General features: G+C 20.9%; 18 protein-coding genes and 2 tRNA genes. 7 read left to right on the top strand and 13 right to left on the bottom strand.

Annotated elements, in window-relative coordinates:
• Positions 1-25: 25 nt before the first annotated feature.
• From BUCIPICE3303_RS00250 to fliF, 6 genes are all read right to left on the bottom strand, one after another.
• On the bottom strand, positions 26-718 hold the full coding sequence (locus BUCIPICE3303_RS00250) for a hypothetical protein (protein WP_154049125.1): 693 nt from the start codon (positions 716-718) through the stop codon (positions 26-28).
• A 64-nt stretch (positions 719-782) separates the two neighbouring features.
• Positions 783-1,154: a hypothetical protein gene (locus BUCIPICE3303_RS00245; RefSeq protein WP_154049124.1), complete on the bottom strand. Its 372-nt coding sequence runs from the start codon at positions 1,152-1,154 to the stop codon at positions 783-785.
• Positions 1,155-1,247: 93 nt separating this feature from the next.
• A complete protein-coding gene (locus BUCIPICE3303_RS00240; RefSeq protein WP_154049123.1) occupies positions 1,248-2,624 on the bottom strand; it encodes a FliI/YscN family ATPase in 1,377 nt (458 codons plus the stop codon).
• Positions 2,625-2,629: 5 nt separating this feature from the next.
• A complete protein-coding gene (locus BUCIPICE3303_RS00235; protein ID WP_154049122.1) occupies positions 2,630-3,313 on the bottom strand; it encodes a FliH/SctL family protein in 684 nt (227 codons plus the stop codon).
• Positions 3,314-3,326: 13 nt separating this feature from the next.
• Positions 3,327-4,304, bottom strand: a complete 978-nt coding sequence (locus BUCIPICE3303_RS00230; protein ID WP_154049121.1) for a FliG C-terminal domain-containing protein — start codon at positions 4,302-4,304, stop codon at positions 3,327-3,329.
• Positions 4,301-5,917, bottom strand: a complete 1,617-nt coding sequence (gene fliF, locus BUCIPICE3303_RS00225) for a flagellar basal-body MS-ring/collar protein FliF (protein ID WP_154049120.1) — start codon at positions 5,915-5,917, stop codon at positions 4,301-4,303. The genes BUCIPICE3303_RS00230 and fliF overlap by 4 nt, the downstream gene beginning before the upstream one ends.
• A 165-nt stretch (positions 5,918-6,082) precedes the next feature.
• Here fliF and BUCIPICE3303_RS00220 point away from each other — a divergent pair, with 165 nt between their 5' ends.
• A complete protein-coding gene (locus BUCIPICE3303_RS00220; protein WP_154049119.1) occupies positions 6,083-6,364 on the top strand; it encodes a flagellar hook-basal body complex protein FliE in 282 nt (93 codons plus the stop codon).
• Between the two features lie 232 nt (positions 6,365-6,596).
• Here BUCIPICE3303_RS00220 and gltX read toward each other — a convergent pair whose 3' ends face one another.
• Positions 6,597-8,012, bottom strand: a complete 1,416-nt coding sequence (gene gltX / locus BUCIPICE3303_RS00215; RefSeq protein ID WP_154049118.1) for a glutamate--tRNA ligase — start codon at positions 8,010-8,012, stop codon at positions 6,597-6,599.
• Between the two features lie 153 nt (positions 8,013-8,165).
• Between gltX and BUCIPICE3303_RS00210 the strand changes: the two genes are divergently transcribed.
• Together BUCIPICE3303_RS00210 and BUCIPICE3303_RS00205 are read left to right on the top strand one after the other, a co-directional pair.
• Positions 8,166-8,238, top strand: a tRNA-Val gene (locus BUCIPICE3303_RS00210).
• Between the two features lie 13 nt (positions 8,239-8,251).
• A tRNA-Lys gene (locus BUCIPICE3303_RS00205) sits at positions 8,252-8,324 on the top strand.
• A gap of 24 nt (positions 8,325-8,348) precedes the next feature.
• Here the strand turns inward: BUCIPICE3303_RS00205 and ligA are convergent.
• Positions 8,349-10,124, bottom strand: coding sequence for an NAD-dependent DNA ligase LigA (ligA, locus tag BUCIPICE3303_RS00200; protein ID WP_154049117.1), 1,776 nt, complete (start codon positions 10,122-10,124; stop codon positions 8,349-8,351).
• Positions 10,125-10,252: 128 nt separating this feature from the next.
• Between ligA and BUCIPICE3303_RS00195 the strand changes: the two genes are divergently transcribed.
• On the top strand, positions 10,253-10,699 hold the full coding sequence (locus BUCIPICE3303_RS00195) for a PTS glucose transporter subunit IIA (protein ID WP_154049116.1): 447 nt from the start codon (positions 10,253-10,255) through the stop codon (positions 10,697-10,699).
• Between the two features lie 106 nt (positions 10,700-10,805).
• On the opposite strand, the gene BUCIPICE3303_RS00190 is transcribed toward BUCIPICE3303_RS00195, so the two are convergent.
• Positions 10,806-12,041 carry a CCA-adding protein gene (locus tag BUCIPICE3303_RS00190; protein WP_154049115.1) on the bottom strand — a complete coding sequence of 412 codons (1,236 nt, stop codon included), beginning with the start codon at positions 12,039-12,041 and terminating at the stop codon, positions 10,806-10,808.
• Between the two features lie 140 nt (positions 12,042-12,181).
• A complete protein-coding gene (gene tsaD, locus BUCIPICE3303_RS00185) occupies positions 12,182-13,213 on the bottom strand; it encodes a tRNA (adenosine(37)-N6)-threonylcarbamoyltransferase complex transferase subunit TsaD (RefSeq protein WP_154049114.1) in 1,032 nt (343 codons plus the stop codon).
• A 228-nt stretch (positions 13,214-13,441) separates the two neighbouring features.
• Here tsaD and rpsU point away from each other — a divergent pair, with 228 nt between their 5' ends.
• The 3 genes from rpsU (at position 13,442) to rpoD (ending at position 17,548) form a co-directional block, all read left to right on the top strand.
• Positions 13,442-13,657, top strand: a complete 216-nt coding sequence (rpsU, locus tag BUCIPICE3303_RS00180; protein WP_154049113.1) for a 30S ribosomal protein S21 — start codon at positions 13,442-13,444, stop codon at positions 13,655-13,657.
• A gap of 77 nt (positions 13,658-13,734) precedes the next feature.
• Entirely contained in the window at positions 13,735-15,510 is a 1,776-nt protein-coding gene (dnaG, locus tag BUCIPICE3303_RS00175; RefSeq protein ID WP_232512951.1) for a DNA primase, read from the top strand.
• A gap of 196 nt (positions 15,511-15,706) precedes the next feature.
• On the top strand, positions 15,707-17,548 hold the full coding sequence (rpoD, locus tag BUCIPICE3303_RS00170; protein ID WP_154049112.1) for an RNA polymerase sigma factor RpoD: 1,842 nt from the start codon (positions 15,707-15,709) through the stop codon (positions 17,546-17,548).
• Between the two features lie 499 nt (positions 17,549-18,047).
• On the opposite strand, the gene argH is transcribed toward rpoD, so the two are convergent.
• From argH to BUCIPICE3303_RS00155, 3 genes are read right to left on the bottom strand one after another with little or no spacing between them, the layout of a single operon-like run.
• Entirely contained in the window at positions 18,048-19,433 is a 1,386-nt protein-coding gene (argH, locus tag BUCIPICE3303_RS00165; RefSeq protein ID WP_154049111.1) for an argininosuccinate lyase, read from the bottom strand.
• A 35-nt stretch (positions 19,434-19,468) separates the two neighbouring features.
• Entirely contained in the window at positions 19,469-20,683 is a 1,215-nt protein-coding gene (locus tag BUCIPICE3303_RS00160) for an argininosuccinate synthase (protein ID WP_154049110.1), read from the bottom strand.
• Positions 20,684-20,706: 23 nt separating this feature from the next.
• On the bottom strand, positions 20,707-21,501 hold the full coding sequence (locus tag BUCIPICE3303_RS00155; RefSeq protein ID WP_154049109.1) for a hypothetical protein: 795 nt from the start codon (positions 21,499-21,501) through the stop codon (positions 20,707-20,709).
• Positions 21,502-21,701 lie beyond the last annotated feature (200 nt).

Here is a 21,701-nt window from a genome sequence, read left to right as displayed (position 1 = left end):
ATATCAATATATTCTATTAAATTTTTTAATTTATAAATTTTTCTACAATATTAATAGGTATATAAATTTTTAATATACTAATTACTTTATTTAAATTTATTTGAAAAACAAAAGAAACATAAGACAAATTAAAAAAATGGCTACATAAACAATTATTTATTGTAATATATTTAAAATTGTTAATCACAGATGTTGAAATATTTTTTAAAAAAGTTTTATTGAATATTAAAAAAATTCTTTCAAACAAAATATTTACAATATTTATTTCATTTTTATTTAAATTGATATTTTTATCATTTTTATATAAATTACATGTATAGTTACCAAAAAAATAATTTATAAAAATAGAAAAAAAGTTACTTTTTAAAAGAAATAAACATTTATCTGTATAATTATTCAAACAAAACTGTTTTCCTATATAATTAGCATATATATAATTCATATTTTTATCATTATATTCAATATAACTTTCTAAAAAATCTAAATCAACATAAAAAGAAAAAAATTTTCTAAATTCTTTTTTAAATAAAACACAAAAATCATTAAAAAAAATTTTAAAAAAAAACTTCTTTTTTTTGAAAATCAAATTTAAAAAATTTATACGATTTAATGTCTTTTCTTTTGAAAACTTAAATAAAAAATCAGATTTTAAAGATATAAAATGTGATTTTCTATTTTTTATATAAATATAAGCCGGTATATATTTTTTTAATAACATATTATTTTCACATATAATATCATAAATAATAAAAGTAAATACATGAATATTAATTATTTTTTTATTATTTTAATAAATAATTATAAATATTTAAACAAATAATATTATCTTCACGTTGTTCTATTATTTTTTTTTGTTTATTTTTACGATTTTTTAATCGTTTTTCTAGTTTTTTCCATTGTTCTAGTTTAATATATAATTTTTTATGTACTAAAATTCTTTTTTGAATCTGTTTTTGTAAATAATTTATTAAAATATTTTGTTGAATCATTAATTTTTGTAACATTAATAAAAAATTTATATATAATTGAATTATATACTGTAAAATACCATAAAGAAACTTTTTATATAAAAATAAATTATATTGATAATAGTATTTTTCTAATTGTAATAAATATTTTTTTATTTCTATTTTTTTATTTTTATAATTTTCCATAGAACAAATATTTTTTTTAATATCTAATTTTATTTTTTTTTAAATATGTGTATATAAGAAATATTAAATTTCATATGTATAATCCTTAATATATTAAATTCGTTTTAATAATTCTGTTAATTCTAAAATAGATTGATTATATGTACAGCGTTCCAAAAATTTTTGTTGTAAAAATTTTTCTAAAAAAGGCCAAATCTTGATTGAATCATCTAGTAATTTATTATTACCTGAAGAATAAATCCCTAAATTAACTACATCACTATGATGATAGTAGCATGAAATTAATTTTTTAATATAAATAGATTGTTTTTGATGATTATAATCAATAATAGAATGCATAGATCTACTAATTGATTTTTCGATATCAATAGAAGGATAATGACCAGATTTTGATAAAACATTAGATAGCATGATATGACCATCTAAAACAGATTTTGCTATATCTAATATTGGATCATTATATTCATCACCTTCAGTTAAAATAGTATAAAAAGAAGTAATTGAACCAAATCCCTCACTATTAATATTACCCGTACGTTCAATTAAATATGGTATATCAGAAAAAATAGAAGCTGGATAACCTTTCAACACTGGTACTTCATGCATAGAATTAGATATTTCTCTATAAGCCATAGCATATCGTGTAAGTGAATCTACAATTAATAAAACATGTTTATTATGTTTACAAAAATATTCTGCAACTGATGTTGCATATTGAACCGATTGAATTTTAAACATCGGGGAAACATCTGCTGGGGATACAATAACCACTGATTTTTTTAAACTTTCAACTCCTAATATATTGTTAATAAACTCTCTTACCTCTCTTCCTCTCTCACCTACTAAAGAAATGATAATTACATCTGCATTAGTGTGACGTGATATCATTCCTAAAAGCATACTTTTTCCTATTCCAGCTTGAGAAAATATACCCATTCTTTGACCTCTACCTACAGTCAATAAGCTATTGATAGCACGTACACCTGTATCTAAGACTTCAGTAATTAAAGTTCTTTTTAATGGATTAATAGATGATTTAAAAAAATCAAATAACATTTTTTTTGATTTAATGTTACCTAAATTATCTAAAGGATTACCAAAACCGTCAAGCACTCTTCCAAGTAATTCAAATCCAAATGGAAATTTTAAATATGTATTTATTTGCTTATCAAAATTGCATTGCGAAAAAACTTTTGCGCCAGGAAAAATACCATCTAATTTTTGAATAGGTATTAAAAAAACTATTTTTTTTTTAAAACCTAATATTTTGCATGCAATAGTAGTCAATTTATTGTTAGATATACATTCTACCCAACAAAAATTTCCTATAGGAAGATACACACCAGTAGCTTCAATAATTAAATTGTTTACACTAATTACTCGACCAAAAGATAATTCATGAGAAAAAATTGATATATTTTTTTCAAATTTATCAATTTCATTAAACCATTTATTTAATACATCATTCATATTTATTAATCCAGTAAATTAGCGGCTTTATAAATTCTATCCCAGAAAGACTGAATTGTAGAATCTACTTCTCCTTCTGATGTAATAATACGATAACTATTAATATCCATTTTTTTATTCTTAATAACAGTCCATCCATATGTATTCATTAATATTCCAAATCTCTTTATTATAATATTATAATTATCTGGATGAACATGTAATTGTAATTTATTAAATATATATTGTGATTTTTGAATTAATTTATTAATTTTTTCTATTATATAATTTTTATTAACTAAAAAAATATCATCTACTAAAATTTTTGATATATGTAATACAATTCGTATCAAACGTTTTGAAAAACTACTATTAAATTGATATATAGCAATTCGAAATTTTTTTAATAAATCTGCATATTGCATTTCCACACACTTATCTATGCTCTTTAAAAAATAATTATTTAAATAAGAACATCCTTGTAACCATCCGGCTATATACCCTTTTTGATATCCTTTAATTAATCCATTTTTATATCCTTTTTGATATATATCAGAATATAATGTATTATTTTCTTTTTTTTTAGTAATTTCAATAAATGATATATCTTTATATTTTGTATAATTTGATGTAGTAACTAAATCAAAGGTTTTATTTAAATTTTTAGGTTTCCATTTTTTCCATAAATTATTTTTTAAAATATTTTTCATATACTACGACCTATTATTCTTTGATAATAATTTTATTATCTTGTATAAATTTTTTAATATTTTTTAGTAATAAATTTTTTTTTAAATAGATGGTTTCAAAAGAAATGAATTTTTTTTTTAAAATATACTTTTTAAAATATTCATATTCTTCATATGACATATTAGAAATAAATTTATCTTTTATTAATATATCTACATATTCTAAAATAATACACAAATTATCTATATTTGTATTATTAATAATGAATTTAATACTACTATCTTCAATATTAATTATATTTTTAAATTTAAAATATTTACTAATTATTTTATTTAAAATATCAATATATGGAGTATTTATTTTTCTGACTAATTGAATAATATTATCATCTCTAAAGGAAGAGATAATCTTTATTATTTTATTAATTCTTTCTTCTTCTAAAAGAAGATTATTATGTATATTTAAATAAGAATGAATTATTTTATTTAATTCAATAAATCCAATACTATTTAAACCTGAAAAATTAATCATTTTTGTTAAGATATCTGATCTTTTTATTATATTAAATAATAATAATATTTGTATAGATAATTGAGTATTAAAATATATTAATAAAGCTGCAATAATATTTATATTTTCTTTTTTAATTAATATAAAAATCTTTTTGGAACCTAATTTCTCTAAATTAGAAACATTTTGTAAAAAAGAACTCTTAATTAAACTATTTTTGAATAATTTATAAGACTTATCAGTATCTATAGTTTTATCTAACATTTTTAATAAATATGTCTTAAAATCGAAATTAAAAATATTTTTTTTTTTTAAAACATCATAAAATTCATAAATAACACTATCAAAATATTTTATAATTTTTATATCAAATGATATGATAACATCAATAAACATTTTAATTTCTAATTCAGAAAAACACTTTAAAACTCTCACTGAATCTTTTATATCCATAGATATTAACAATAAAGCACTTTTTTGTATACCACTTAAATGCATCATTTTTTATTTATCCAATAACGTATAACTTTTTCAATAATTTTTGGATTTTTTTGAAGAATATCTTTTTTTACAAAAAAATCATTTTTATTTTGATCATTAGATTTATCAAGATCAGATATATTAGTATGATTCTGAAAATTATTTTTTTTACATTTACTAATACTATTGGAGGAATTTAAAAAATCTTTTTTATTACTAATAAATATTTTTTTTATAAATAAAAAACAAAAAAATAAAATAGTAATTAATATTCCAAAAAAAATATATATTTTATAATATTGATTAAAATTTTTATATATAAAATTATTTTGAAAATTTAAAGCATCAGAAGAATCAGAAAATATATAATTCATTATTTTAATATGATCGCCTCTATTGCTTGAAAAATCTATTGCTAATTTAATTATTTTCTCTACATCCTTTAATTCTGCTTTAGATAAAGGTAATAATATACCAGAACTATTTTTTTTATAATTTATCAAAATAGTTATTGTTAAATTTTTAATATCTGATTTTTTAAAACCTAAAAAAGATATATTATCATCTCTATATACTAGATTAAGATCTAATTTATTATTTTTTAAATTAGAAGACAAATTATTTTGATTTAATAAAATATTATGAATATAATTCATCAAAAATAATTTAGAAAGAAAATCATTTTTCATGATAAATTTATTATTACGGTTATATTGATATGATAAAATATTCGAAACATTATTTAGTGATTTTTTTAATTTAGGTTTTAATATATTTATATTCTTTATTGGAGAATCATTAACGGGGATATTTTTATATTCTCTATTAATTTTAACATGTACAACAAAATTTTTTAATCCATATATTGGAATTAAAATTTTATTAATGCGATCACGATAATACTCTTCTAAAATACTAATATTTTTATATTGTTTATGATTAAAAAATTTTGTATTATTTAAATTAAATTTATTTAAAATGTTTCCAAACTGATCAACTAAAACAATATGATTAGGAGATAAATTAGGTACACTTCCTGATATTAATAATATAATAGCATCAATTTGTTCTTGTGTTAAACTAGTATTAGGAAATAAAGTCACAACTATTGAAGCCGAAGGAACTTGTTCGTCTCGAAAAAAATCAGTATCTTTTGTACAAACCAGGTGAACTCTAGCGTGTTGGATAGGAAAAATACGCTCTAATGTTTGAGATAATTCACCCTCTAATCCTCTATGATAATTAATATGTTCATGAAATTGACTAATACCAAACTTTTCTTTATCTAATAATTCAAAACCATGATTTTTTTTTATAATATTATTCTTTAATAAAGAAAAACGTAATTCACTTAATTTATCTTCAGGTACTAATAATGTTCTAGAAGAATTATAAAACTGATATGAAATATGCATATTTTTTAATTTAGATATAACCCATCTACCATCTGCATCAGAAAGATTTGTATATAAAACAACATAATTAACTTTTCTTGACCAAAAAAAAACAGAAAAAAAAATACAAAAACTACAAAACAAAATAAAAATAAAAAATTTTATTTTATTAAAAAAATAAATTAAAAAATTGTTCCATTTTTTTTTCATATTTAAAAAAAACATACTAATAAAATTCATAATTTTTCCCTAAAAATAATTATAATATATTAAATAATTTATTAAAAATTATATTTTACAAAAAAATATTTTTAATTATCTAAAAATTTAAGTATATAATATATTATATATGATAATATAAAAATTATATTATATAATATAAAATATTAATATAGAGAAAATATTATGAAAATAAATCATATAGAAACAAAAAAAACAAAACTTATAGAACCTATAAAAAAAAATAATCAACAAGAAAATAAAACATTTTTAAAAATATGGAAAAGTATATTAAAAAAATCATTTAATACATATCAAAATATACAAAAAAAAAATAATAATATTATTATTCCAAATAAAATAAATTTAAAAAACACAGAACTAAAAAAAAAACAAATACAACTATTAATACAAATTAATAATAAAATAATACAAACATATGAAGAAATAATGAATATGCCAATTTAATTATATTTAAAAAAATATTAAATATATTTAATTAAATATTTAATTAAGTGCAATTATAAATATAATTTATATTATATAAAATATTTTTTAGATGTATTATATGTTTAATACCATTTAATATAATAAAATAAGAATATTATATATTATAATTATTTGATAAATAAACATATAATATATTTTTTAAAAAAAATATTATTTTTAATATTTATTAAATTTATTTGTATATCAACCATTATTCTGGTATTTTTAATTTCATATATTTTATTAAGTTATTTATTCTAGATAAAAATTTATTTTTTCCAATATATAAAATTATAGAAGAAATATTTGGTGTATTTTTTTTACCCGCAATACCAATTCTAATTAAAACTGCTATATGTTTAAAAGATACATTAAATTTTAATACAGATTCTTTTATTAAAGAAAGAATATTTGATATATTCCATTGCGTTAATAAAAAAAATTTTTTATATAAAAAATTTAATATTTTTATATTACAATCATTACAATATAAATGTATATCAATTATTTTGGGTATATTAATATCCTGATAAAAATAACTATATGATAAAGCAAATTCATCAAATGTCTTATGATGACATACAAAATCTTTTATTAAACCTTTTATATTAATATTTTTATCTAACGAAATTTTCTTTATTTGAATATACATCATAAAATATTGATAAACTTTTTCAAAAGGAAGATTATTTAAATGATAATGATTTAACCATAAAAGTTTTTGATCGTTGATTATACTAGATGATTTACTAAGAGATTGAAAATTAAATAAATTTTTCATTTCACTAATTGTAAAAATTTCTTTATCTTTATACGACCAACCCAATCTCAAAATATAATTTAATATTGCTTCTGGTATAAAACCTTTATGAATATAATTATTAATACTCATTGAATGATTTCGTTTAGATAATTTTTTTCCCTGAATATCTAAAATCATTGATACATGAGCATATACTGGAATTCTTGCATTTAATGCATTAAATAAATTAATTTGTCTAGGAGTATTATTAATATGATCTTCGCCTCGAATAACATGTGTTATATCCATTTTCCAATCATCAATAACTACACAAAAATTATATGTTGGCATACCATTAGATCTCTGAAGAATTAAATCATCCAATTCATTATTCGAAACACATATTTTACCTCGAACCATATCTGTAAATTCAACAAGTCCTGAAGTAGGATTTTTAAAACGAACAACATATGGAATATTAGATTTTTTAATAAGAAAATTTTTATATCGACATTTTCTATCATATTTCGGCTTTTCTTTATTTAAAATTTGATTTTTTCTTAACTTATCTAATCGCTCTTGTGAACAATAACATTTATATGCAATATTTTTTTTTAACATAAATAAGATTATATCTTTATATATCTTTAATCGATTACTTTGATAAAAAGGTCCTTCATCCCAAAATAAACCTAAATAATTTAATCCATACAAAATATCTTTAATAGAATCATTATTTACTCTTTTAATGTCAGTATCTTCAATACGAAGAATAAATGATCCATTATTTTTACGCGCAAATAACCAAGAATATAAAGCAGTACGTAAGCTACCAATATGTAATTGACCTGTTGGACTGGGGGAGAATCTAGTTTTAATTTTCATAAATGCACTCAATTTTTCAAATAAAAATTACTATAAATGTTCATAATAATAAATATACTATAATAATTGTATATTTTTTAACCAAACAAACAAATATATGCAAAATATATATTGACTCATAATATATCTGCTCTACAATAAACAATAGAACAAGGGTGATTAGCTCAGTTGGTAGAGCTTCTCCTTTACACGGAGAAGGCCGGCGGTTCAAATCCGTCATCACCCACAAAAAATAAAAAGGGTCGTTAGCTCAGTCGGTAGAGCAGTTGACTTTTAATCAATTGGTCGCAGGTTCAAATCCTGCACGACCCAAAAATATTTAATTAATTTTTTATTTTATTTCGATATAAAAAAAATATTTAATATCTTAATTAACTTTAAAATAATTATTTTATTATTCTTTTTTTGTATAAATTTAATAATTGAATTTGCAATATTTAATCCAATACCCTTTATTTTTAATAATGTTAAATAATCTGTATATAAAAATTTTGTTATAGACATATAATAATTTGATAAACGTTTAGCAGAAGAAGATCCAACATACAAGATTCCTAAAGCGGAAATAAACTTATCTAAACTAACATTTTTAGAAAAATGGATATTTTGAATAATTTTATTAGATAGTTTTTTACCTACTCCTGGTATTTTCAGTAAATGATGAGTATTTAAATTAAAAAAATCTACAGGTGTATTTAAATAACCATAACTTATTAATTTAATAATATTTTTTTGACCTAATCCTTTAATTTTTAAACCGTGTTTTGAAGAAAAATAAATTAATCTTTTTAAATTCTGATCAGGACATAAAAAATCATGAGGACAATAATAAGAAACCAAATTAGTAGAATATAATAATTTTGTACCACATGATAAACAATTAAGTGGAAAAATAATCTTTTTAATTGATTTATCCCTTTTATTTACTAAAACCTTTCTAATTTTAGGAATTACTTCTCCAGCACGATATACAATAATATAATCATTAATATGTAAATCTAACGCTTTAATCATACCAATATTATATACAGATGCTTTACTAACTATAACTCCGCAAATATTTACAGGTATAAAATGAGCAACAGGTGTAATTACACCAGTTCGACCTATTTGAAAAGATATATCTATAATTCTTGTTTCAACATCAAAAGATGGGAACTTTAAAGCAATAGACCATCTAGGATATTTTTCTACATAACCTAATTTTTTTTGTAAAATAATAGAATCAACTTTTATAACAATTCCATCAATTTCAAAATTTAATTTAGGTCTATAAATATTAACAGAATTATAAAATTTTATAATATTACTGATACAATCAGATAATAGAAAATTTTTATTTAATGGAAATCCCCATTCTTTTATTTTTATCAATCGTTCATAATGACTATTAATTGTTTTATTATAATTAAATAAACCATAGCCATATACAAAAAACATTAACTTTCTCTGTTTAGTAACTGTATGATCTAATTGACGTAAAGAACCAGCTGCAGCATTACGAGGGTTTGAGAATATCTTTTTATTATTAGAAATACGAGATTGATTTAAAACAAAAAAATCAGATTTTTTCATAAATACTTCTCCACGTATTTCTATTTTTTTAGGAATATCATTCCCTTTTATTTTTTTAGGTATAGAAGAGATTGTAAAAATATTTTTTGTAATATCTTCTCCAATTCTACCGTCTCCTCGCGTAGAAGCCGAGATTAATAAACCATTTTCATAAAATAAACTAACTGCCAATCCATCGAATTTTAAATCACAATAATATTTAATATTATCTGTATTTTTTATATACTTTTTTATTTTTTTGTCAAAATAGATAATATCAGAAATATTATTTGTACTATTTAATGATAGCATTGGTGTTTTATGAATATATTCAGAAAAAACATATAATTTTTTCCCACCAATTTGATTTAAAATATGATCTGATATATCCAGAGAATTTGTTTGTCTATATTCTTTTTCTAATTGAATTAACTGCATACGTAATTGATCATAAATAGAATCCGATATGATTGGAGAATCTAAAGTATAATACATGTAGTTATGATATCTTAACTTTAATCGTAATTCTATAATTTTATCATAAATTAATTTATTCATAAAAACACCATTAAATAAAGATTTACTAATAAATTAAAAAAATATTATATATACTGATATTACTTTTTAATAAAAATAAATATAAATATATATTTAACTTAATTAAACATACATATATCACCATAAAAATGAATAATAAAAAATATATTTTTTCACCAATATCTGGTATCGTGCAAAATATTTATGAAACAAAAGATTTTTTAAATTACACAAAAAAAATAATAATTCATTCAACTAAAAAAATAATTGTTTCTCCTTGCGATGGAATTATTAAAAATTATTTTCCTAAAAAAAAGAATTTTATAATTCAATCTAATTCTAATATAAATATATATATAAAAAATAAATATATTTTAAAAAATAAAAAAAAAAATAATTTTTTTTCTATGAAAAAAAAATCTACAAAAATATGCTCTGGAGAAATTATTTTTATAATAAATGAGTTAACAAAAAAAAATAAATCTATGTATGTTCAAACAACAATTGAAATTTCATGTAATCAAAAAATGAAAAAAATAAAAAATTCTTTATATAAAGTCAAAGCAGGGATTACAATATTAACATATATAAATTAAAATTTTTTTTAAATAAAAAATTATTTTTTTTAAAAACAGTTACTAATAAATAATTCTAATAAATTATAATATTTTATATTATAATTTATATGGATAAAAAAATATTTTATTTATTAAATAATTTATTTCTCCAAACATTTAATGCATTTACTCTCAATCGATATAATTCATTTTTTATTTCAACACCGTGAAATAAATTTTTATTTATAAACGAATTAATTGTTATACTATTAATAACTAAAAACATAGATTTTAATAAATTACCTAATGTAATATTTTTTTTTAAATTTGTTAAATTATTTGAATAATAAAAATTTAAATATATTAATTTATTTAATCTTCCCGGTTTTCTCCATACATCGATAATATTAAAAAAATTAACAATTAATTCAGAACTTTGTGATGCAATTGTTTGTAAAAAATTATGAAATCCACATAAAAAAATTGTAATTTTTTCAGTCTCTCTTGGAACTTTTAATCGTTTACATAAACTTTTTATTAATAAAACAGGTTGTTCATAAAAAAAATAATTTTTTATATTAATAATAGAAATAGAATACATTTGACTCATAAATTGTAAAAAATAAGCAAACCTTATATCTAGTTTATTTGTAATTTTAGAAATACGAGATAATTCAATCAAACTATAACGCAAAAAATTATCTTTATTCATAAAAAAATGATATACAAAAGCTTGTTTATAAAAAAAATTAATTTCTGGAAATAAATAAATTAATGCATTACAACTATGTAATACCTGAAAATAAACATGGGGACTAGGTGAACATAAACCTTTTTTAGTTTCATTCCAAACTCTTTCAGGGGTTAAATATAGTAATTCTTTTCGATTACAAATTAATTTCATTAAAAATAAAGTTTTTTTTGCAATATAAAAACCTAAATGAGATAATTGAGCAGCAAATCGAGCCACTCTTAATACTCTCAACGGATCTTCCTGAAAAGAAGATGAAACATGTCTTAAAACTCTTTTTTTAAGATCGCTTTTTCCGTTAAAAAAATCAATAATATTTCCAAAATTATCTTGTGCCATTGAATTAATTGTTAAATCACGTCTAATTAAATCATCTTTTAAGGTAATATGAGGAGAAAAATCAAATAAAAAACCTGAATATCCAACTCCATTTTTTTTTTCTGTTCTAGCTAAAGCATATTCTTCATGTGTTATAGGATGTATAAAAACCGGGAAATCTCGTCCTACTTGTTGATATTTTTTTTGTAACATCTTTTCTGGAGTAGAACCAACTACTACCCAATCACGATCATGAACTGGAAAACCTAATAAACGGTCTCGAATAGACCCACCAACCAAATAAATTTTCAATACAATGTCCAAATAAAAGTTTAATAAAATTAAATATATAAAAAATTAAAGAAAAAAATTTTCTTTATACAACAATAATTATTATTTATATACAATCTAAACTACTAAAATTTATTGATTAAAATATAATACTAATAAAATTAATTAATATTATCATTAATTAATAAATCTGGATATACTTTAATAGATTTATGGAAAGAAAATAAACCTAAATTATATTTTAAAAAACCTACATATGCAATCATAGCTGCATTATCTGTACAAAAAACTTTTTCAGGAAAAAAACATTTTCCTTGATTAGATTCAACTAAATTTTTCAATTTTTTCCTTAATAAATCATTAGCACTAACACCACCGCATACTAAAAAATTTTTAAAATTAGTTTTTTGAATAGCGAGTTTACATTTTATTAATAAAGTATCTATTATCGCCTCTTCAAAAGCTTTAGCGATATTACATTTTTCTTGATATAAATCGGAATTATTCAAAATAATATTTTTTACATGTGTTTTTAAACCAGAAAAACTAAAATCTAAATTTGCATGTCTAGTCATAGGACGCGGGAAAACATATTTTCCTGATTGACCGTATTTTGCTAAATCAGATAATTTTTTACCGCCAGGATATCCTAATCCTAATAACTTTGCTATGTAATCAAATACATGTCCCACTGAATCATCTAAAGTTTTACCTAATATAGTATATCGACCAAAACTATATGCACTAATTAATTGTGTATTAGCGCCCGAAACTAGTAATGCTAAAAAAGGAAATATTTGATTTGTACGATTTAACATAACTGAAAATAAATGACCTTCTAAGTGATTTACTGGAATTATGGGAATATCAAGGGATAATGATAAAGAAAAAGCAATAGTTGCACCAACTAAAAGAGATCCTGAAAAACCGGGACCAACAGTATATGCAATTGCATCAAAAATATTTTTTTTAAAAGTAACATTCATATTAATTAAATATTTAGAAAAAATCTTTTTAATTAAAAAAATCAATTGACTTAAATGAGATCTTGCAGCTAATTCAGGTACTATACCGTTAAATTTAGAATGAATTTTATTTTGATTAAGTGTTGAATGAAAAATTAATCCTATTTTTTCATCATAAATAGCAACTGAAGTATCATCACATGATGTTTCTATTCCTAATATTCGCATAATTATCCTAAAAATTTTTTATAAATAAAATTGATTAAATATAAACTATCTATCTAAAAATCTATATTACATATTATGATATAATATGTATTATAAATACAAATATTATTCTGTATATATTATATTTCTACAATTCACAGAATTTATATAAGAAAATCATATTCTATTAATTTTTACTGTGTTAATATTCATTTATTTATTAAATAAATAAATTTTACGGAAATTATAATGCCAATTATTAAAATAAGAGATAATGAACCTTTTGATGTTGCATTAAGACGATTTAAACGATCTTGTGAAAAAGCTGGAATACTCTCTGAAATGCGCAGAAGAGAATTTTATGAGAAACCTACAACAGAAAAAAAACGCGCAAAAGCGTCAGCAATAAAGAGATTAGCAAAAAAGTTAGCACGTGAGAATGCAAGACGTATCCGAATGTATTAACAATAAATATTATTATATTCTGAAGTATTATGACCGTCTATTTTATATAGTAACGGTCAAAAATTAAAAATAAATATATGATAATTAAAAAAAAAAAAAAAAAAATTCCTCAGAAATTTATTCATGAATTAATAGAAAAAACAGATATTATTGAATTAATTAATAAATATATTACATTAACAAAATCAGGTGATAATTACAAAACTTTATGTCCTTTTCATAATGAAAAAACACCTTCTTTTATTGTAAATCAACAAAAACAATTTTTTTATTGTTTTGGTTGTGGAATACATGGCAATGTAATAGATTTTTTAATGCAATATGAAAAATTAGACTTTTTAAGTAGCATTGTAGAATTAACAACATTACATGGAATTAATATTCCTTATATCAATAATAATTATACCTTTAACAAAAAATATTCTTATAAACAAGAAATATATACAATTTTAAAAAAAATATCAAAAATATATACAAAAAATTTATTTTTTTTACCAAATTTAGCGTATGAATATCTTATAAAACGTGGTATTGAAAAAAAAACAATGAAAAAATTTTCATTAGGATTTGCAATATCACATAATTACCAAATCACTAATTATATTAAAAAAAAATATACAAATAAATCAATTATTAAAGATTGTGGATTAAGTCTCCAGAATACCAAAAAAATAAAATATGATCGATTTAAAGAAAGAATCATTTTTCCTATTAAAAATAAATACGGGCAAATTCAAGGATTTGGAGGAAGAGTATTAAAAAAAAATATCAAACCAAAATACTTAAATTCTCCTGAAACAATAACATTTTATAAAAAAAAAAATCTTTATGGAATATATGAATTAAATTTATATAACCCTAAACCTACAAAAATATTAGTAGTAGAAGGATATTTAGATGTTATTTCATTAAACCAATTTAATATTAATTATTCAGTTGCTTTACTGGGAACAATAATTACAAAATATCAAATACAAATACTGTTTAAAATTAGTAAAAATATTATTTTTTGTTTCGATGGAGATAAAGCAGGTAGAAAAGCAAATTGGACTTCATTACAATTATCATTATCTTCCTTAAATGATAATTGTACAATAAATTTTCTATTACTGCCAAAAAATGAAGATCCAAGCAGTTTAATCATTAAGGAAGGAAAAAAAAAATTTGAAGAAAGAATCCAAAAATCTGAAACATTATATTCATTTTTTTTTAGAAAAATTTCTGATAAAATGAATTTAAGTTGTATTAATGATTGTATAAAATTAAGTGTATTAACTATTCCATTAATTAAGAAAATTCCTAGTAAAATAATAAGAATTTATTTAATAAAAATTCTAGGAAATAAAATAGGAATATTAGACACATATCAACTAAAAAAACTAATTACTGTACCAATAAAAAAAACTTATAAAAAAACCATTATACCAATTAAAATCACTACAATGAGATTATTAATTAGTTTAATTATTCAAAATCCAAAATTAGTAAAAAAAATAAAAAAAATAGAAAAAATTAAACAATTAAAAATAATAGGAAAAAATATTCTTATTGAATTAATACAATTAATTATTAAAAATAAAATTTTTAAAACTGGACACTTATTAGAATTTTATAGATATACAAAATTAGAAAAAACTTTTAAATATTTAAGTACTTGGGACCATATGATTGCAAAGAATAAAATACATTCTATAACTAAAGAATTAGTTAACAAACTGTTAATACAACATCTAGAATATAAATATAATAAATTAATTACTTTAGAAAGAAAAAATGGCCTTAATAATGAAGAAAAAAATGAGTTATGGGCAATAAATAAAAAAATAATAAATATTAAAAATATAAAATATTAATTTTTAATAAATACTAAAAAATTTATTTTATTTTATTAAAAAGTTCATACTATAAGATGAATTATAGTTTATTTATATACAATATAAATATATTTATATATATAAAAAAACAGTACAATTAAATAAATTTCATATATAAATAAATATATATATTTTTTATAAAAATAAACTAATTAATATAAATGGATATCGTCTTATGAAAAAAAAACCAAAATCACAATTAAAATTACTTGTTTCACATGGAAAAGAACAAGGATACTTAACATATTCAGAAGTACACGATCATCTTCCTGATGAAATAATTGATTCAGATCAAATAAAAAATATCATACAAATGATAAAAGATCTAGGTATTCAAGTGGTAGAAGAAGCTAGAGAAATAGGTGAACTAATAATCAATGAAACCCCAGCAGATACAGATGAAGATACAGTAGAAGCTGCAGCTCAAGTATTATCTAATGTTGAAACAGAAATTGGTCGTACAACAGACCCAGTTAGAATGTATATGAGAGAAATGGGAACCGTAGAACTTCTTACTAGAGAAGGTGAAATCAATATTGCAAAACGTATTGAAGAAGGAATAAACCAAGTACAATGTTCTGTTTCTGAATATCCTGATGCTATTTTATATTTATTAAAACAATATAATCGAGTTAAATCAGGAAATATTCGGTTATCAGAATTAATTACAGGATTCATAGATCCAAATTCAGAAACAAATTTATCTCATCCTCCCGAAGATATACTGAATACTACAGAAAATAGTACAATAAAAAAAAAACTAAACATAGAACCTGAAGAAGAAATAGAAGAAGATTATAATCATATTGATCCAATTTTAGCAAAAAAGAAATTTTTACAATTAGAAAAACAATACAATATTACCCATAATATTATAAAAATAAAAAAAAGAAATCATAAAGATTCCATACATGCTATCCATGAACTATCTGAAATATTTAAACAATTTCGATTAGTTCCTAAGCAATTTAACTATTTAGTAAAAAATATGAGAAAAATGATTCAAAAAGTTAGATTACAAGAAAGAACAATTATGAAATTATGTATAGAAAACTGTAAAATGCCTAAAAAAAATTTTATACAATTATTTAAAGGAAAAGAAACAAATTTTAAATGGTATAATATCGCTTTAAATAAAAAAAAACCATGGTCATATAAATTATATTTAGTACAAAAGGATATAAATAAAAGCATTAAAAAATTACTAATTATTGAAAAAAAAACCGGATTAACTATTAAACAAGTAAAAAATATTAATAAACGTATATTATTAGGGGAAGCAAAAGCAAAAAGAGCAAAAAAAGAAATGGTTGAAGCAAATTTAAGATTAGTAATTTCTATTGCTAAAAAATATACTAATAGAGGATTACAGTTTTTAGATCTAATTCAAGAAGGTAACATAGGATTAATGAAGGCTGTTGATAAATTTGAATATCGTCGAGGATATAAATTTTCTACTTATGCAACATGGTGGATACGTCAAGCTATTACCCGATCAATAGCAGATCAAGCAAGAACAATACGTATTCCAGTACATATGATTGAAACAATTAATAAATTAAATAGAATTTCTAGACAAATGCTACAAGAAATCGGAAGAGAACCAACTCCAGAAGAATTATCTAAAAAAATGTTAATTCCAGAAGAAAAAATCAGAAAAGTTTTAAAAATTGCTAAAGAACCTATTTCCATGGAAACTCCCGTAGGAGAAGATGATGATGCACATTTAGGTGATTTTATTGAAGATACAAACTTAGAGTTACCTTTAGAATCTGCTACTTCCGAAAGTTTAAAAACAATTACAAATGATGTTTTATCCGGTTTAACTGAAAGAGAAGCAAAAGTGTTAAGAATGAGATTTGGAATTGATATGAATACAGATCATACATTAGAAGAAGTAGGAAAACAATTTGATGTGACACGTGAAAGAATACGTCAAATTGAAGCAAAAGCACTAAGAAAATTAAGACATCCCAGTAGATCAGAAATATTAAAAAGTTTTTTAGACAATTCTTAATTTAAAACAAATAAATTCAAAAATAATAAATAAATCAAATATAATATAAAAATATTTTTTCCATAAATTTTATATATAAAAAATATACTAAAAAATATATAAAATGACATATTATAATATTATTTAAAATTTAATAATTAAATATTATATCTTGTATAATATAAAAATATAATTTTTTTTATACTCTTAAAAAATAATTTATGTAATACAAATTACATTATATTTCAATAAGAAATAGATATATTTTATTCAATTTTTAAAAAATAAAAATTTCTACAAAAAATTGTAAAAAAATATATAATAATTTATTTATATACATTTGAATTTAAAATCCATAATCCTATAAAATAATAGAATTAAAAACCAATTATACAATCTGTATTGTTCTTTAAATTTCAATCCATTTACATGCTTTTCTTAATATCACGCGATATAAAGAATATCGCGTGATTGATAAAATATTTTTATCATATTATTTTATACAACATAAAAATAAATTTTATTTTTCAAGAAGAAGCAAACGGTTTTCTACATTATGTAATGCTATTTTGGTTTGTTTTTTAGACACCCCACCAATAGCGTTCTTTTTTTCTAAACAAGATTCTAATGTTAAATATTGATATATATCCTTTTCAATAACTGAACAATATTTTTTTAAAACTAAAAGATTTAATTCTTCAAGATATTTTTTTTGGCTAATCGCTTCTATAACAATATTTCCTGAAATATGATGAGCATCTCTAAATGATATTCCTTTACTTACTAAGTAATCAGCCAATTCTGTAGCATTGCTATAACCTTCCTGAGCTGTTTTTTTACAATGTATATCATTCAATTTCATGTTATTTAAAACTAAACTACTCATATTCAAGCATTCTTCCCAAATATCTAAACCTTGAAATAAATATTTTTTATCTTCTTGAAAATCTTTATTATAAGATAATGGTAATCCTTTTAATAAAGTAAACATAGAAATCAAAGAACCATATACTCCACTACACTTTCCTCTTATTAATTCTAAAATATCTGGATTTTTTTTTTGAGGCATTAATGAAGAACCTGAAGTTATTGCATCAGATAACTCAATAAAATTTGCTTCTCCGGAATTATAAAATATTAAATCTTCAGAAAAACGAGATAAATGCATCATACTAATAGAAGCTGCAGATAAAATATCTAAAATAAAATCTCTATCAGAAACACTATCTAAAGCATTAGTAGTGCAATCTGAAAAACCCATAAGCTTCGCTAATTTTTTTCTATCGATATTCCATGAAGTACCTGCTATAGCTCCGGACCCTAAAGGAGAAAAATCTAAACGGTTAATTACATCTAATATTCGTAATCGATCTCTTTCAAACATCTCAATATATGCTAAACACCAATATGAAAATGTGATGGGTTGTGCTCTCTGTAAATGCGTATAACCGGGAATAATAGTATTCTGTTGTAAAGAAGCATGATTAAAAAAACTACGTTGTAATTTAACAATTGCTTTTAAAATACAAGTTGATTTTCTTTTACACCATAATTTTAAATTAGTAGCAATTTGATCATTACGGCTTCTACCTGTATATAATTTTTTTCCTAATTCACCAATTTTATTTACTAAAATTGATTCTATCCAACTATGAATATCCTCAGAATCTGAAGATAAAATTTTATTAAAATCATATATATATTTTTTTAAAATCCACTTTAAAGTTTTTTCTATTAATTTTTGTTCATTATTTGTTAATATTTTAATATCAAGTAATATTTTTGACCATGCTATAGAAGATTTAATATCATCTTTTATTAATCTATAATCTACACTTAAGGAGTTATTAAATTTTTTAAACTGTATATCAGATACCTTTCTAAACCTACCACCCCAAAGAGACATATTTTTACCTCAAAATTGTAAAAAAATATTACATACTATTTTTTACGATTTAATGAACGAATACGTGATGACAATGAAAATAAACGAATAAAACCTTGAGCATCTAATTGACTATATACATTATCTTTACTAAAAGTAGCATATTCTTCTGAATATAATGTGTTTAATGATTTCTTTTGTATAATATTTACGGACCCTTTATATAATTCTACTATTACTTCCCCGGAAATACTATTTGATAAAATTTCTGAAGATTTTTGAAGTGATTTTCTTATTGGGGTAAACCATTTACCATCATATATTATGAATGACATATCTAATGCAATTTTATTTTTCCAATACATACTATCTCTGTCAAATATTAACTGCTCTAAACTTCTTAATGCATGATATATAATTGTTCCACCTGGGGTTTCATAACAACCTCTTGATTTTATACCAATAAGACGGTTTTCTACAATATCAACACGACCAATAGAATGTTTACTTCCTATCTTATTTAAGATATTTAAACATTCGTATGCATTCAAAAATGAGTGATTTACTGCTACAACGCAACCCTTCTTTACTTTTAAATGTATTTTTTCAGATTGATTTGGAGCATCACAAGGATTTGTAGTCCATACCCAACAATCATTATTTGGAGCATTCCAAGTATTTTCTAAAACTCCTCCCTCAGTTGATACATGAAAAATATTTTCATCTCTACTGTAAATCTTTTCTTGAGTTACATTAGTATGAATATTTTTTTGACATAAATATTCTAATAATTCTTCTCTAGATTTAAATTTCCATTCTCTCCAAGGAGCTATAACGATTAATGAGGGATCTAAAGCAGCATACGCTAATTCAAAACGTACTTGATCATTTCCTTTTCCTGTTGCTCCATGACTTACACCAATTGCATTAATTTTATGAGCATAATCTACTTGAGCTTTAGCAATTAAAGGTCTAGCAATTGCTGTTCCTAATAGATATTGTCCTTCATATATTGCTCCAATTTTTAACATAGGAAATATGTAATGATTTACAAAATCATTTTTTAAATCAGCAATATAACAATCTGAAGCTCCAGACATCATAGCTTTTTCTCGAATAACTTTTAAATCTACATTTGATTGACCAATATCTGCAACAAAAGCAACAACATTAAATTTATAATTATCTTTTATCCAAGGTATAATTGCTGAAGTATCTAACCCGCCTGAATATGCTAATACTATTGTATTTTTTATACTTCCGTTTTTCATATTTTTTATAAACCTATTTTATTTTATTCTATAATTTTAGTGCCGATAGATTTTCCTGTAAATATATCTACTAAATCATTTAAATTATGCCAACTTGTTATTTCAACTGATTTTTTTAAAATTTTTGATGCTATTAATGCAGATTTTATTTTAACAACCATTCCATTATTTATGGAACCAGAATCAAATAAATGATTTACTTCATGATGAGAAATTTCTTTAATACGCTGACCTTTACTATCTAAAACTGCATTTACATCAGTTAATATAATTAAATTTCCATTTAATATAATTGTTAATATCATAGCCACGATGTCGGAATTAATATTAAAAATATTGCCTTCTAAATCTAATCCGATTGAACAAATAAACGGAATGATATTTTTGTTTAAAAATATCTGAATAATTTTTTTATATTCTAATATTTTTTTTTTATTTTTTTTTAAAAAAATATTAACTTTAGTTAAAGAAATAGATTTCATCATTAATTCATTAAAAAAATCTGGTAACAATATACTTTGCCCTTTAATTTTATATCTTTTAGACCAAGCTAATAAATATATATTAACAAAATTAGGAACTGTAGAATTAAGAATATTCATAGTATTTAATTTTTTAATTGAACAAAAATTGTTCTTAGGAGAAAAAAAATTGAATTTTTGAAGAAGTGTTCTATTAAAAAAATTACCACCATTAACTAAAATAATTTCTTGTTTTTTTAACTTATAAAAACTATACATTTCTTTAAATAAACGTTTTATAGCATTATTGCTATGTAATAATATACCGCCTATTTTTACTACTAAAGGACCTTCCATTATCAAAACCTTATATTAAATATTTAATTATTTGATTCTATAAAATTTCTTATAAACATAATAATTAAAATAAAAATTTAAATACAATTTTTAATATAAACAATATACCCTTAATTAATCAAGGATAAAAATTTATTTAATTAAAATAAATAAATTTTATATTGAATAAAATATGATGAAATAATTTTATTAACTAGACA

The sequence above is a fragment of the Buchnera aphidicola (Cinara piceae) genome, from assembly GCF_900699035.1.
GTDB classification, from domain to species: domain Bacteria; phylum Pseudomonadota; class Gammaproteobacteria; order Enterobacterales; family Enterobacteriaceae; genus Buchnera_F; species Buchnera_F aphidicola_AV.
Note: the sequence above shows the minus strand (reverse complement) of the source record. Positions and strands in the feature narration are given on the sequence as shown.